At 65.8% G+C, this 14,249-nt stretch carries 13 protein-coding genes; 11 read left to right on the forward strand and 2 right to left on the reverse strand.

Annotated features, from left to right (window positions below):
• Position 1: 1 nt before the first annotated feature.
• Positions 2–1,633, forward strand: coding sequence for an AMP-binding protein (locus R3D65_RS17540; RefSeq protein ID WP_371276577.1), 1,632 nt, complete (start codon positions 2–4; stop codon positions 1,631–1,633).
• 30 nt (positions 1,634–1,663) lie between these two features.
• A complete protein-coding gene (locus tag R3D65_RS17545) occupies positions 1,664–2,068 on the forward strand; it encodes a RidA family protein (protein WP_371276578.1) in 405 nt (134 codons plus the stop codon).
• A gap of 7 nt (positions 2,069–2,075) precedes the next feature.
• Here R3D65_RS17545 and R3D65_RS17550 read toward each other — a convergent pair whose 3' ends face one another.
• Positions 2,076–4,244: a methyl-accepting chemotaxis protein gene (locus R3D65_RS17550; protein ID WP_371276579.1), complete on the reverse strand. Its 2,169-nt coding sequence runs from the start codon at positions 4,242–4,244 to the stop codon at positions 2,076–2,078.
• Between the two features lie 419 nt (positions 4,245–4,663).
• Here R3D65_RS17550 and R3D65_RS17555 point away from each other — a divergent pair, with 419 nt between their 5' ends.
• The 9 genes from R3D65_RS17555 (at position 4,664) to R3D65_RS17595 (ending at position 13,240) form a co-directional block, all read left to right on the forward strand.
• A complete protein-coding gene (locus R3D65_RS17555; RefSeq protein WP_371276580.1) occupies positions 4,664–5,797 on the forward strand; it encodes an MHYT domain-containing protein in 1,134 nt (377 codons plus the stop codon).
• 153 nt (positions 5,798–5,950) lie between these two features.
• Positions 5,951–6,805 carry a xanthine dehydrogenase family protein subunit M gene (locus R3D65_RS17560; RefSeq protein ID WP_371276581.1) on the forward strand — a complete coding sequence of 285 codons (855 nt, stop codon included), beginning with the start codon at positions 5,951–5,953 and terminating at the stop codon, positions 6,803–6,805.
• A gap of 14 nt (positions 6,806–6,819) precedes the next feature.
• Positions 6,820–7,311, forward strand: a complete 492-nt coding sequence (locus tag R3D65_RS17565; protein ID WP_371276582.1) for a (2Fe-2S)-binding protein — start codon at positions 6,820–6,822, stop codon at positions 7,309–7,311.
• Positions 7,308–9,728, forward strand: a complete 2,421-nt coding sequence (locus R3D65_RS17570) for an aerobic carbon-monoxide dehydrogenase large subunit (RefSeq protein WP_371276583.1) — start codon at positions 7,308–7,310, stop codon at positions 9,726–9,728. Before R3D65_RS17565 ends, R3D65_RS17570 begins: the two co-directional genes overlap by 4 nt.
• Before the next feature lie 52 nt (positions 9,729–9,780).
• On the forward strand, positions 9,781–10,659 hold the full coding sequence (locus R3D65_RS17575; protein ID WP_371276584.1) for an AAA family ATPase: 879 nt from the start codon (positions 9,781–9,783) through the stop codon (positions 10,657–10,659).
• Positions 10,656–11,831 (forward strand): VWA domain-containing protein, encoded by a 1,176-nt coding sequence (locus R3D65_RS17580; protein WP_371276585.1) that lies wholly within the window; start codon positions 10,656–10,658, stop codon positions 11,829–11,831. Before R3D65_RS17575 ends, R3D65_RS17580 begins: the two co-directional genes overlap by 4 nt.
• Positions 11,828–12,655 carry an XdhC family protein gene (locus R3D65_RS17585; protein ID WP_371276586.1) on the forward strand — a complete coding sequence of 276 codons (828 nt, stop codon included), beginning with the start codon at positions 11,828–11,830 and terminating at the stop codon, positions 12,653–12,655. The genes R3D65_RS17580 and R3D65_RS17585 overlap by 4 nt, the downstream gene beginning before the upstream one ends.
• A complete protein-coding gene (locus R3D65_RS17590; protein ID WP_371276587.1) occupies positions 12,648–12,776 on the forward strand; it encodes a hypothetical protein in 129 nt (42 codons plus the stop codon). Before R3D65_RS17585 ends, R3D65_RS17590 begins: the two co-directional genes overlap by 8 nt.
• Before the next feature lie 8 nt (positions 12,777–12,784).
• Positions 12,785–13,240 (forward strand): CoxG family protein, encoded by a 456-nt coding sequence (locus R3D65_RS17595; RefSeq protein WP_371276588.1) that lies wholly within the window; start codon positions 12,785–12,787, stop codon positions 13,238–13,240.
• A gap of 22 nt (positions 13,241–13,262) precedes the next feature.
• On the opposite strand, the gene R3D65_RS17600 is transcribed toward R3D65_RS17595, so the two are convergent.
• Entirely contained in the window at positions 13,263–14,246 is a 984-nt protein-coding gene (locus R3D65_RS17600; protein WP_371276589.1) for a response regulator transcription factor, read from the reverse strand.
• Positions 14,247–14,249 lie beyond the last annotated feature (3 nt).

Genomic DNA, 14,249 nt, shown 5'->3' on the forward strand with positions numbered 1-14,249 from the left:
AATGCCAGTACCCACGCTTGGACCGACCGGCCACGTTGACAGCTTCACCCGCGACAACCTGCCCGCCCCGGATCTCTGGCCGGATTTCCTGCTTGACGGTTTCGACTATCCCGAATGGCTGAATGCCGGCCATGAACTGACCGATGCCATGGTCGAAAAGGGCTTTGGCGACCACACCGCGCTTATCGGCAATGGCCGCATCCGCACCTACAAGGAACTGGCTGACTGGACCAACCGCATTGCCCACGTGCTTGTCGATGACATGGGCGTGCGGCCGGGCAACCGCATCCTGATCCGCTCCGCGAACAATCCGGCCATGGTCGCCGCCTGGCTCGGCGCCACCAAGGCCGGCGCGGTCGTGGTCAACACCATGCCCATGCTGCGCGCCGGCGAACTGGCGAAGATCGTCGACAAGGCCGCGATCGGCCTGGCGCTCTGCGATACCCGGCTGATGGATGAACTGGTCTCCTGCGCCACGGACAGCCGGTATCTCGAAACGATCGTCGGCTTCGACGGCACTGCCAATCACGACGCCGAACTCGACCGGCTGGCGCTGTCGAAGCCGGTCCGCTTCGACAGCGTCAAGACCGGCCGCGACGATGTCGCCCTGCTCGGCTTCACTTCCGGCACGACGGGGGAGCCCAAGGCCACGATGCATTTCCACCGCGACCTGATGATCATTGCCGATGGCTATGCCCGCCAGGTGCTGGAGGTGACACCGGATGACGTCTTCGTCGGATCGCCGCCACTGGCCTTCACCTTCGGCCTCGGCGGTCTGGCGGTCTTTCCGCTGCGCTTCGGCGCCGCGGCCACGCTGCTGGAGCAGGCAACGCCGCCCAATCTGATCGAAATCATCCAGACCTATCGCGCCACGGTCTGTTTCACCGCCCCCACCGCCTACCGGGCCATGCTGGCCGCCATGGACGACGGCGCCGACCTGTCCTCTCTTCGCGCCGCCGTATCGGCGGGCGAAACCCTGCCCGGCCCGGTCTACGAGCAATGGATGGAGAAAACCGGCAAGCCCCTGCTCGATGGCATCGGCTCCACCGAACTGTTGCACATCTTCATCTCGAACCGTTTCGGCGATTCCCGTCCCGCCTGCACCGGCCGGCCCGTTGACGGCTATGAGGCGAAGATCGTCGACGACGCCATGAACGAGGTACCGCGCGGGACGGTCGGACGGCTGGCGGTGCGCGGGCCCACCGGCTGCCGCTATCTCGGCGGCGACCGCCAGGACGGTTATGTGCGCGCCGGCTGGAATCTCACCGGCGATTCCTTCATCCAGGACAGCGAAGGCCGGTTCCACTTTGCCGCGCGCAGCGACGACATGATCCTTTCCTCCGGCTACAACATCGCCGGGCCGGAAGTGGAGGCCGCCCTGCTGTCCCACCCGGATGTCATGGAATGCGCCGTGATCGGTGTACCGGACGAGGCACGCGGCCAGATCGTCCAGGCCCATGTCGTGCTGAAAGAAGGCGTTCCTGCCGGCGAGGAGACCGCCAGGGCCCTTCAGGACCATGTCAAGGCGCAGATCGCACCATACAAATATCCGCGCTCGGTCATCTTTGCCCAGGCGCTTCCCAAGACGCAGACCGGCAAGATCCAGCGCTTCCGCCTGCGTCAGCATGCCTGAAAGGCGAATGGAAAGAGGGGATACGTCACCATGATGGATGCGATCAACCCGCCCGGCTGGGCACGCCCGAAGGGCTATGCGAACGGCATCCTGGTCGATGGCCGGAGGCTCTATACCGGTGGCCAGATCGGCTGGAACGGCGACCAGGTCTTCGAGACGCACGATTTCGTCGGCCAGTTCGAGCAGACGCTGCGCAATATCGCGGCCATCGTCGAGGCTGCCGGCGGCCGCGTCGAGGACATCGTCCGGCTGACCTGGTTCATCACCGACAAGACGGAATACCTCGCCCGGCAGAAGGAGATGGGCGAGGCATACCGGCGTGTCATGGGCCGCCATTTCCCGGCCATGTCGGTGCTCGTGGTCGCCGGGCTGATCGAGGATGCGGCGCTGGTCGAGATCGAGGCGACAGCCGAGATCGGCTGCGCCGGCTCGTGATATCGGATCAGGCGGCTACGGCCCGTTCGCCGGCCTGACGGCGCAGGTCCGCGGCCTCCGTTCCCGGCGCTCTCCGCGCCGCGTTGACCCGGAATTGCCCGACCAGGCCGCTCAGCGTCCCTGCCTCCTTTTCCAGCCCGTGCGTGGCGGCGGTCGTCTGCTCCACCATCGCGGCATTGTTCTGCGTCGAATGGTCGATGCTGGAGATTGCAATATTGACTTCGCCGAGGCTGGTCGACTGCTGTGCGGCTGCAGCGGCAATAGCTGCCACATGGGCGTTCACCTGCTGGACTTCCCCGATGATGCCGGCAAGCGCGTCGCCGGTGCGGTTCACCAGATCCACCCCGTCCTTCACTTCACCGGCCGAAGTCTGGATCAGCGCCTGGATCTCCTTGGCCGCTTTTGCCGAGCGTTGTGCCAACTCGCGCACCTCGCCGGCCACGACGCCGAATCCGCTGCCCGCATCACCGGCACGCGCCGCCTCGACACCCGCATTCAGCGCCAGCAGGTTCGTCTGGAAGGCAATGTCGTCGATCACGGAAATGATCTGCTCGATTTCCTTGGAGGACGCCGCGATCCGGCCCATCGAGGCCACGGCCTGGCGCACCACGTCGCCCGATTTCTCGGCTGTCTCTGTCGTCTTGCCAGCGATGCGCCCGGCCTCCGCGGCCCGTGCCGCCGCATCCTTGACCGCCGTCGTGATCTCCTCGATCGCGGCTGCCGTTTCTTCCACGGAAGCGGCCTGCTGCTCGGTCCGCCCGGCCAGATCGTCGGACGCGACCCGGATTTCGCTGACACCGGCGTCGATGTTGCGCACGCCGTCCTGTACGCTGGCCAGCGTCTCCTGCAACCGGTCCATGGAAAGGTTGTAGTTCTCGCGCAATTCGTCCAGCGAATCCACGAATTCGTTTTCGATGCGATAAGTCACATCGCCGTCGGCCAGCCGGTTCAGCGCGCCGCCGAGTTCACGCACGGCAAAGCGCGTGTCTTCCGCCTGCCGCCTGATCCGTTCCGCCTCTTCTTCCGAGCGCCGCGCATCGTCTTCCGCACGCCGCGCCTGTTCCGCGGCTTCGCCTTCGGCGCGCAGCCGGATCGCTTCCTTCAGTTCCAGCACGGAGCGGGCCATGTCGCCCAGTTCGTTGCTTTGGCTGGCCTGCGGGATGTCCGCATCCAGGTTTCCCGCAGCCATGCCCTTGAGGATGCCTGACAACCCGGCGAGGGGACGGTTGATGCTTCGCACCAGGATGACAAGGAAGACAGCCATGACCAGCGTGGCGGCGGCAAGCGCCGAGGCGCTGTACCAGAGCTGCACAGACGCCCGTTGCTCGCCGATGGCCGCCTTGGCCTTGATGTCCTGCGCCGCCGCAAGCGCGGCCTTGTTCAACTGTTCGATCCAGGCCGAGGCCGTGTTGAACCAATGACGGCCGTCAAGACCCGAGATCAAGCCGGAAACGCCGCCCATGATCAGCGTCCGGCGCATGGATGCCAGCTCCCCCGACGGACCGGCGCCATAGGCTTGCCGGGCCTGCTCCGCGGCATCGCCATCTATCGCCGAGAGGAAACGGGCCATCAGGACAGCCTGTCCGCCCGTCAGTTCCACGAACCGCTGGAATCCGCCATCCTGGAACTGGCTCGCGCCGATGGCACCGGCGGCGAGCCCCCGTTCCTGGCCTGCCAGTTCCTTCGCAGTCACGGCATCGAGATAGGCGTCGAATTCACGCGCCAGTTCCGGATCGCCCAGGTGAGCGGCCATTTCCCTGCTTGTGTCCAGGATGGACGCGATGGCCGCCGTGTAAAAGCCGCCAGCCTCGCTCGCCGTCAGGTCCAGCGCATCGATGCGCGACCGCATGCGCGAGAGCTTCTGGAGTTGCACCGCCATGGCTTCGGTCAGCCCGCCGAAGCTGCCGGCGTCGAAGGCCCTGAGGGCGGCCCGCGCATCCGCAGTACCCGCCAGCGCCTGGTCGGTTTCCGCGCGTGCCGTGGCCAGTTCGTTCCCCATGTCCCGGCCCTGCGAGCCCACATGGGCGAAGGAATAGCCGCGCTCTCTCTGGAGTGTGTGAATGGCCCCCGAAAGAACGCGCTCATGCCCGATGAGCGCCTGTGTGGCGCCATAGCGGTCGGCTTCCGCTTTCAGCTCGGCGATCTGGAAGATCGCGAAAAGCGCGAACGCGGCCATGGGAATGAGGGAGGCGCAGAAGGATGCGCGTGGAAATACGGAACCTTTGGAGAAGCATGATCGGTGCTCGCGGTTTGAGCGCGCTGCCGCGGGTGGCAAGGCCTGGCGACACTGGCACGGTTTGGACAAATGGACGATCGGCACCGTCATCATGGCAGTGCGGCCCTTGGAAAGCTGCCCCTCAACGGCTTTCCGGCAGGGTTGGAAACTCGGTCCAAGGAATGAACGAAGGGTGTAGGACAGGGGGCGAGAACATACGTGGCCATGTGGATAATGTCCCACATCCGTCCCGCCCTGCAGGATGAACGGTTCGTGCCCGGCCCGTTCCGGCACGGGACCGCTCCGCGCAAATCGGCCCTTCCTGTCGCCTGCCGGCAACTGTATGATTTGACGGCAATCCGGACGTTGGGAGGCTTTGGGTGCTGGAATACAGTCACGACTGGCGCCTTGTCATGGCGGCCTTTGCCATCGCGCTGATGGCAGGCTTCACGGGCCTGTCGCTGACGCGAGGCGCGTCCCGTCTCGAGGTGGGGCGGCGCAAGGCCGTCGTGTCGATGGCCTCCGTGGCGCTTGGCGGCGGCATATGGTCGATGCATTTCGTCGCCATGCTGGGCCTCCAGCTCCCCATACTCTATTTCTACGATGTCCTCACGACGCTGATTTCGGCGCTTGTCGCCATCCTGATGACGGGCGTGGCCCTGCTGATCCTGCATTTCCGCGAGCGCAGCGCCGGAAATCTCGCGCTGGCCGGTGCGGTCATCGGCCTTGGCATCGTGGCAATGCACTATATCGGCATGTCGGGCATGGAACTGTGTCAGCCGGTCTACACGCCGTTCGGCCTTGGCGGTGCCTTTGTCGCCTCCGTGGCGCTGTCGGTCCTGGCCGTGCGCGTGGCCTATTCGGAACGCGGACGCCGCAACATCGTGCTGGGCACCGTATGCTTCGGAACAGCGGTGGTGCTGGTGCATTTCATCGCCATGGCCGGCACCGGATTCCTGCCTGCCGGTGTGCCGGGCGCCATCGGCCCGGCGATCAGCAACGAGACCCTGGCCATCCTTGTCACGCTGTCGACCTTCCTGATCTCCGCCGCCTTCCTGCTGACCGGCATCACGTTCACCCCGCCTGCCGGCCAGCGCGACGCATCCGGCGCGGCGGTGGCGGCTCCCCTGCAAGACCGTGAGCCGCGCCCGCCGGTCCAGCCGCACAGCCCCGGGTCCGGGGCCAGCCTGCGCGTCCCCCACGAAAAGGGCGGCAAGACGTTCTTCCTCGACCCTGCCGCCATTTCGGCCGTGCGCGCGGAGGGCCACTACACCCGCCTTCACGTGGGCGCCGAAACGCTGTTCTGCCCGTGGTCGATCTCCGAGGCACAGGAGCGCCTCGCTCCCGCGGGCTTCATGCGCGTCCACCGCAGCTACCTGCTCAATCCCGCCCATGTGGTAAAATTCGAGCGCCTGAAGGACTCCGGCCAGTGCACCGTGCAGGGTGCCGAGAACCTCTGGATCCCCGTCAGCCGCACCCGCCTGTCGCAATTCCGCGAGGAACTGGGGCTCTAGGCTGCCGGTCAGGCCGCCTTTCGCAGTTCGTGCAGCAATTTCGCACTTCGTGCACGGACCGTCTGCGCTCGTTGAATCGCACTGCGCCTGCGGCATCCCGCCGCCCTAGCTTGCTGCCGGATGCGTCCAAACGACGCATGAGCGGAGGAACACATGATACCATCATCGTTCGAATATCACCGACCGTCCGACCTGGCGGCGGCCATCGGCATACTTGCCGAACATGGCGACGAGGCGCGGGTGATCGCCGGCGGCCACAGCCTTATCCCTCTGATGAAGATGCGCATGGCCGACGTGACGCACCTGATCGACCTGCAAGGGCTGGGCGATCTCAAACAGGTCAGCGTTTCGGCCGATGGCATCGCCATCGGCGCCATGGTGACACAGGCGGAACTGATCGCCCATGAGGGTCTGGCCGCGGCCGCCCCGCTTCTGCGCGAAGCTGCCCTGCAGATCGCCGATCCGCAGGTGCGCAATCTCGGTACCGTCGGTGGCAACGTGGCCAATGGCGATCCCGGCAATGACATGCCCGGCCTCATGCAGTGCCTCGGCGCGACATTTACCCTCCAGGGCCCCGATGGCAGCCGCGATGTCTCGGCGCGGGATTTCTACCATGGCGCCTATGTGACCGAACGCGCCGACGACGAGATCCTCACCCGCATCTCCTTCGCGACCCCGTCGGGCGGCTATGCCTATGAGAAGCAGAAGCGCAAGATCGGCGACTATGCAACCGCCGCCGCAGCCGTGCTTCTGACCAGGGCGGATGGCAACGTGGCCTCGACCTCCATCGCCATGACCAACCTGTCGGACGTACCCGTCTGGTCGCAGGCCGCAGGAGAGGCGCTTGTCGGCAGCGATTGCGGGGAAGATGCGGTCAAGGCAGCCGTCGCGGCGATGCTGGCCGACATCGACCCGCAGGCGGACAATCGCGGACCCATCGAATTCAAGCGGCATGTGGCTGGCGTCATGCTAGGCCGCGCCATTGCCCGCGCCTGGTCGCGGGCCTGAGGGAGGAAAGCCGGATGGCAAAGAAGATGCAAGTCACCATGACGGTGAACGGCGAGACGCACGAACTGCTCGCCGAACCGCGCGAATTGCTGATCCACACGCTGCGTGAGCGCCTCGGCGTCACCGGCCCGCATATCGGCTGCGAAACGACCCATTGCGGCGCATGCACGGTGGACATGAACGGCAAGTCGGTGAAGGCCTGCACGGTCTTCGTCGCCCAGGCCGACGGCGCCGACATCACGACGGTCGAAGGCCTTGGCAATCCCGACGGATTGCACGTCCTGCAGGAGATGTTCCGCGAACACCATGGCCTGCAATGCGGCTTCTGCACGCCGGGCATGATCACCCGCGCCCACCGCCTGCTGATCGAGAACCCGAACCCGACCGAGGAGGAAGTGCGTTTCGGCATGGCCGGGAACCTGTGCCGCTGCACCGGCTACCAGAACATCGTCAAGGCCATTCTCGCGGCCGCCAGCCAGATGAACCAGAAGGAGGCCGCGGAATGAACGACATGACGCCAAGCCGCGAACAGCGCATCGCAAACCTCAAGGGCATGGGTGCCAGCCGCAAGCGCGTGGAGGATGTCCGCTTCACCCAGGGCAAGGGCAATTACGTTGACGACATCAAGCTGCCCGGCATGCTGTTCGGCGATTTCGTCCGCTCGCCCTATGCCCACGCCCGCGTGAAATCCATCAACACCGAGGCCGCCATGGCGCTGCCGGGCGTGATCGCGGTGCTGACCGCCGCCGATCTGGCGCCGCTCAACCTGCACTGGATGCCGACGCTGGCCGGCGACAAGCAGATGGTGCTGGCCGACGGCAAGGTGCTGTTCCAGGGCCAGGAAGTCGCCTTCGTCGTCGCCACCGACCGCTACATCGCCGCCGATGCCACCGAACTCGTCGAGGTGGAATACGAGGAACTGCCGGTCGTCGTCGATCCGTTCAAGGCGCTGGAACCGGAAGCGCCTGTCCTGCGCGAGGATCTGGAAGGCTCCACCGAGGGCGCCCACGGCCCGCGCCGCCACCACAACCACATCTTCCTGTGGGAAGCCGGCGAGAAGGAAGCCACCGAACAGGCCATCGAAGCATCCGAGGTCGTCGCCGAGGAGATGGTCTATTACCACCGCACTCATCCATGCCCCCTGGAAACCTGCGGCGCGGTCGCCAGCATGGACAAGGTCAACGGCAAGCTCACCGTCTATGGCACGTTCCAGGCGCCGCATGTGGTGCGCACCGTGGCCTCGCTGCTCTCGGGCATCGAGGAACACAACATCCGCGTTGTCAGCCCCGATATCGGCGGCGGCTTCGGCAACAAGGTCGGCGTCTATCCTGGCTATATCTGCGCCATCGTCGCATCCATCGTCACCGGCAAGCCGGTGAAATGGGTCGAGGACCGGATGGAAAACCTCACCTCCACCGCCTTTGCCCGCGACTACTGGATGAAGGGGCGCATCTCGGCCACAAAAGACGGCAGGATCACCGGGTTGCACTGCCATGTGACCGCGGACCATGGTGCTTTCGACGCCTGCGCCGACCCGACCAAGTTCCCCGCCGGCTTCTTCCACATCTGCACCGGCTCCTACGATATCCCGGTCGCCTATGTCGGCGTGGATGGCGTCTATACCAACAAGGCGCCCGGTGGCGTGGCCTATCGCTGCTCCTTCCGGGTGACCGAGGCGGCCTATTTCATCGAGCGCATGATCGAGGTCCTGGCCATCGAACTGGGAATGGATGCCGCCGAACTGCGCCGCATCAACTTCATCCGCAAGGACCAGTTCCCCTACCAGTCGGCATTGGGCTGGGAATACGATTCCGGCGATTACCATACCGCCTGGGACAAGGCGCTCAAGGCTGTCGGCTATGAGGACCTGCGCGCCGAACAGGCACAGCGGGTCGAGGATTTCAAGGCCGGCAAGACGCGCAAGCTGCTGGGCATCGGGCTGACCCATTTCACCGAGATCGTCGGGGCCGGACCGGTCAAGAACTGCGACATTCTCGGCATGGGCATGTTCGACAGTTGCGAGATCCGCATCCATCCGACCGGCAGCGCCATCGCCCGCCTCGGCACGATCAGCCAGGGACAGGGCCACGCCACGACCTTCGCCCAGATCATTGCCAGCGAGACCGGCCTGCCCGCCGACAGCATTACCATCGAGGAAGGCGACACCGACACCGCGCCCTACGGCCTCGGCACCTATGGCAGCCGGTCCACGCCGGTTGCCGGTGCGGCCACGGCGCTGTGCGGGCGCAAGATCCGCGCCAAGGCGCAGATGATTGCCGCCTACCTGCTGGAGGTGCATGACGGCGACCTGGAATGGGATGTCGACCGCTTCGTCGTCAAGGGCGCGCCCGAGCGCTTCAAGACCATGAAGGAGATCGCCTATGCCGCCTATAACCAGGCCATTCCGGGGCTCGAACCGGGTCTGGAAGCTGTCAGCTACTACGATCCGCCGAACATGACCTACCCGTTCGGTGCCTATATCGCCGTCATGGAGTTCGACGTGGATACGGGCGAGCACGAAGTCCGGGAATTCTATGCCCTGGACGATTGTGGCACGCGCATCAATCCGATGGTGATCGAGGGACAGGTGCATGGCGGCGCGACGGAAGGCTATGCCATCGCCATGGGCCAGGAGATCGCCTATGACGAAATCGGCAACGTAAAGACCGGAACGCTGATGGACTTCTTCCTGCCCACGGCATGGGAGACGCCCCACTACACCACCGACCATACCGAAACGCCTTCGCCGCATCATCCGATCGGCGCCAAGGGTGTGGGCGAAAGCCCCAATGTCGGCTCGGTCCCGGCCTTCTCGAATGCGGTGCATGATGCCTTCCGAGCCTTCGGCCTGCGGCAGTCGCACATGCCGCACGATCACTGGCGCATCTGGAAGATCGCCCGCGATCTCGGTCTCCACGGCTAGGCAGGGAGGGGGCGGCGCAGGGACTCTCCGGCGCCGCCCCGCCATATGATTCATGAGCAAACCCGCTGACATCCAGTCCGGTCTTGCCGGCCAGGGCTACGTCGCCGCACCCGATCTCGCCATGGCGCTGCATCTCGCGCTTCAGCTTGGCCGCCCGCTGCTGCTGGAAGGGGCGGCCGGCGTCGGCAAGACGGAGGTCGCCCGCGCGCTCGCGCAGTGGAAGGGCTGCGCGCTCATCCGCCTGCAATGCTATGAGGGGCTGGATGCGGCCCAGGCCATCTACGAATGGAACTACCAGCGCCAGCTTCTGGCCATCCGCGCCCATGCCGAGGCCGGCGAGACCGGCGACGCGGTCGAGGCACGCCTCTTCTCCGAGGAATACCTGCTGGAGCGTCCGCTGCTGCGCGCCCTGCGCCAGCCCGTCGCCCCCGTCCTGCTGATCGACGAGATCGACCGGGCCGACGAGGAGTTCGAGGCGTATCTGCTGGAGGTCCTTTCAGACTTCCAGATCACCATTCCCGAACTCGGCACCATCGCCGCGACCACCCGGCCCATGGTGATCCTGACCGCCAACGGCACGCGCGACCTCTCCGACGCGCTGCGCCGGCGCTGTCTCTACGCCCATGTCGACTATCCCGACCGGGCCACCGAACTGGCCATCCTGAAAACGCGCTGCCCGCAGGTCGAAGACGCACTTGCCGGCCAGATCGTCGCTTTCGTGCAGTCGCTGCGCCGCGAGGAACTGCAAAAGAAGCCCGGCATCGCCGAGATGCTGGATTTCGCCGCCGCGCTGGCCGGTCTCGGCCTTGCCGACCTTTCCGACGATCCCGCCATCCTTCAGGCCGCCCTCGCCACGCTCCTCAAGACACAGGCAGACCGCGCCGCCATCACCACCGAGGTTGCGCAGCGCCTGGCGGGAAAAGCGGCATGAGGGGCGCCGTCACCCGTTTCGCGGCACGCGATCCGGGCCCGGCGGCCCGCGTCGTCGGCTTCATGGCGCATCTGCGCGACAATGGCTTCCGCGTCGGCATCGCCGAAACGCAAACGGCGCTGGCCGCACTGGCGGCGATCGCGGCCGACGAGGCCTCCGTGCGCGGCGCGCTGAAAACCGTGGCCTGCGGATCGGCGGAGGACTGGGCGCGTTTCGATGCCGTCTTCGACAGCTACTGGCGCAATGGCGGGCGGGTGCGCAGCAAGGCCGTGCCCGCCGCCAATCCGGCCCATACACGGAACGCTCGCAGCGCCGAGGGCCAGTCCGGCTCGGCCGGCGGCAAGGCCGACGCACCCGACAGCAACGGCACCGGCGAAAGCGAGGCAGGCGGCGAAGGCCGGCTGGTCGCCACCACGATTGCCAACCGGATGAAGAAGGATCTGCGCGAACTGGTCACGCCGGATGACATCCGCGCGGCCGAACAGGTGGCCCATCGCCTTGGCCAGGCCCTGCGCGACCGGCGCTCGCGGCGCTCCCGTGCCGCCCGCCGCGGCAGGCGGGTGGATCTGCGCCGCACCATCCGCGCATCGCTGGCTTCCGGCGGCGAGCCGCTGCGGCTTGCGTTCCGCCAGAAACCGGATCGCCCGGTGCGGATCGCGGCACTGGTCGATGTCTCCGGCTCCATGACCCCTTATGCACGCCCGTTCCTGGCCTTTCTGGCCGGCCTGATGCGCGCCGATGCGGCGGCCGACGCCTACCTGTTCCACACCCGTCTCGTGCGGGTGACCGAAGCGCTGCGCGATGATGATCCCTTGCGCGCGCTGAACCGCATCACACTTCTGGCAGAAGGCTTCGGTGGCGGCAGCCGCATCGGCGCAGGGCTTCACCATTTCGCCACGACCCATGCCCGCCGCCTCGTCAACGGGCGCAGTGTCGTCATCATCCTCTCGGACGGCTATGACAGTGCCCCGTCCGATGAACTGGCCACGGCCCTTGAACAGCTGTCACGGCGCGGCTGCCGCATCCTCTGGCTGAACCCGTTGAAGGGCTGGCGAGATTATGCCCCCGTGGCCGCTGGCATGGCAGCCGCCTTGCCCCACCTCGATCTCTTCGCCCCCGCTGCAACGCTCGAAGACCTCGCAGCCCTTGAGAAGGAGCTTGCCCGCCTATGACCAACACTCGCTTCGACGACCGTTTGGAGACCACGCTCGCCGGCCTGCGCGCCGCCGGCGAGCCCTTCGCCATCGCCACCGTGGTGCGCACTGTCGATGCCACCAGCGCCAAGCCTGGCGCAAAGGCCGTCATCCTGGCCGACGGCACCATCGCGGAAGGCTGGGTGGGTGGCGGCTGTGCCCGATCGGCCGTGGGCAAGGCCGGTGCCGCTGCCATTCGCGAATGCCGGGCGCAATTCATCTCGCTTCGCCCGGAGGAACTGCTGACCGCCGAGGGCGTGTTGCCCGGCGAGGAGCGGCACGGCATCCGCTTTGCCCGCAACGGCTGCCCGTCGAAGGGCTCGATGGACATCTTCATCGAGCCGGTCTTGCCCATGCCCCGCCTCGTTGTCTTTGGCGCCAGTCCCGTGGCGCTGGCGCTATCGGCGCTGGCAGCCCATTTCGACCTGCACCGCACGCTGGCCGCACCGGACCTGCGCGAAGGCCCGGCCGAACAGGTACAGGACGGCTTTGCCCTCGATGCAGTGCCAGCCGGTCAACGTTTCATCGTCGTGGCCACCCAGGGCAAGGGCGACGAGGCCGCATTGCGCGCCGCCCTGGCCTCTTCAGCCGACTCCATCGCCTTTGTCGGATCGCGCCGGAAATTCGCAGCGCTGGCCGAACGTCTGCGCGCCGACGGCATCGACGAAGCGGCGCTCAGGCGGGTCAAGGCGCCGGCCGGGCTGGATATTCACGCCATCACGCCGGAGGAAATCGCCCTGTCGATCCTGGCTGAAATCACCGTGTTGCGCCGTTCGGGTGGAAGAGGAGACGCCGATGGCTGAAACGCCGGCTCCCGCGAAGGAGAAACCGCCGCCGAAGCCGGGCCTGCTGGCCCGCATGTTCCCGCCGCTCGCACCCGAGCAAGTCGCCCTCATGGCCCAGTACAAACTTCCCTGCTGTTGAGAGAAACGATGAACCTTTCCGACGATCTGACCATTCCCGCCCCTCGCACCCGCGTTTACGAAGCGCTGCAGGATCCGGAGATCCTTCGCCGCTGCATTCCCGGATGCGAGGAACTCACCAAGGTGTCCGACACCGGCCTGGAGGCGAAGGTTGCGCTGAAGATCGGGCCGATCAAGGCGCGTTTTTCCGGCAATGTCACGCTCAATCCGGAAAATCCGCCGCAGAACTTCTCGCTCTCAGGCGAAGGCAATGGCGGCATTGCCGGCTTTGCCCGTGGCGGCGCAACCGTGCAACTGGAAGACCTCGGCGAGGAAACGCGGCTGCGCTATGAGGCCACCGCCGAGATCGGCGGCAAGCTGGCGCAACTGGGCTCGCGCCTGATCCAGGGCACGGCGAAGAAGCTGGCCGCGCAGTTCTTCGAATCGTTGAAAAGCGAACTCACCGTGGCACAGGAAACCGCCTGACCACCGGTTGCCAGCCCCGCGATCAGCAGCCGGCGCTCTGGATGAGCGAAGCGAGTTCGGCCCGGCTGCCGATCCGGGCCTTGTCATAGATCGACTGCGTCTGGTTCCGCACGGTCGAAGGGGCAAGGCCGAGAAGGCGGGCAACCTCCTTGTGCGACTTTCCCTTGGCAAGCAGGCGCGCGATTTCCTTCTCCCGCGGACTGAGATGATCGACCACGGACATCCGCCGCATGGTCAGTCTGCGCAATCCCATGCCCTTGAAATCGGACGCTTTCTCACACGTGACCACCACGCCCTGATCGTGCAGGACGTGATGGCCGGGTTTTGACAGCAACCCCCGCAGCCTTTCGGGCAGCAGGTCGCCCTTCCATTCCGGCCAGAGATCGCCAAGCTGGTCGCGCAGGTTTCCCAGCCCGAGGATACCGATCCCGTTCTCATTGACGAGAATCGATATCGTACCATTTGCTTGAACGGATTCGCCGGACAGCGCGCACAGTTTCATGGAATGGCCCAATTGCTCCACGGCGCATTGAAGATATTCCTGTTCGCTCGCAGAGAACGCCCGCGCACCTTTCCCGATCCGGTAGCTCGACAGGTAGAAGGACGCCAGCCGCCCCTTGCGATGGTTCATCACGGTGGCGATCTTGTCCAGCCCGTAGCGGTCCGAGAGCGTGGTCATGCCGTCTGTCTGGCGCCCTGAGCGGCGGTCATAGGTGGCGATCGTCCAGGGACATTCCAGCAGCCGTTCGGCCAGCAGGTCCTCGTCTGCCATGGACATCCAGAAGGAAAAATAGTCGTCCGGCAGGTTGAGCGTGGCATTGGCGTGGATCTGGACGCCGGATGCATCGATCTGGGCCCATCCATACCAGGCGCATTCAAAACCGATCTTTTCGGAAAGCTCGCCGACCATCCAGCGCGCCAGGCCTTCCGAATCCGTTTCCGTGGCCATCGCATGGATTTCCGTGACCAGATTGGAAAACGACCGCAGCCCGAATTGCGACGTCATCGG

The organism is Zhengella sp., assembly GCF_041397485.1.
Taxonomy (GTDB): Bacteria; Pseudomonadota; Alphaproteobacteria; order Rhizobiales; family Rhizobiaceae; genus Zhengella.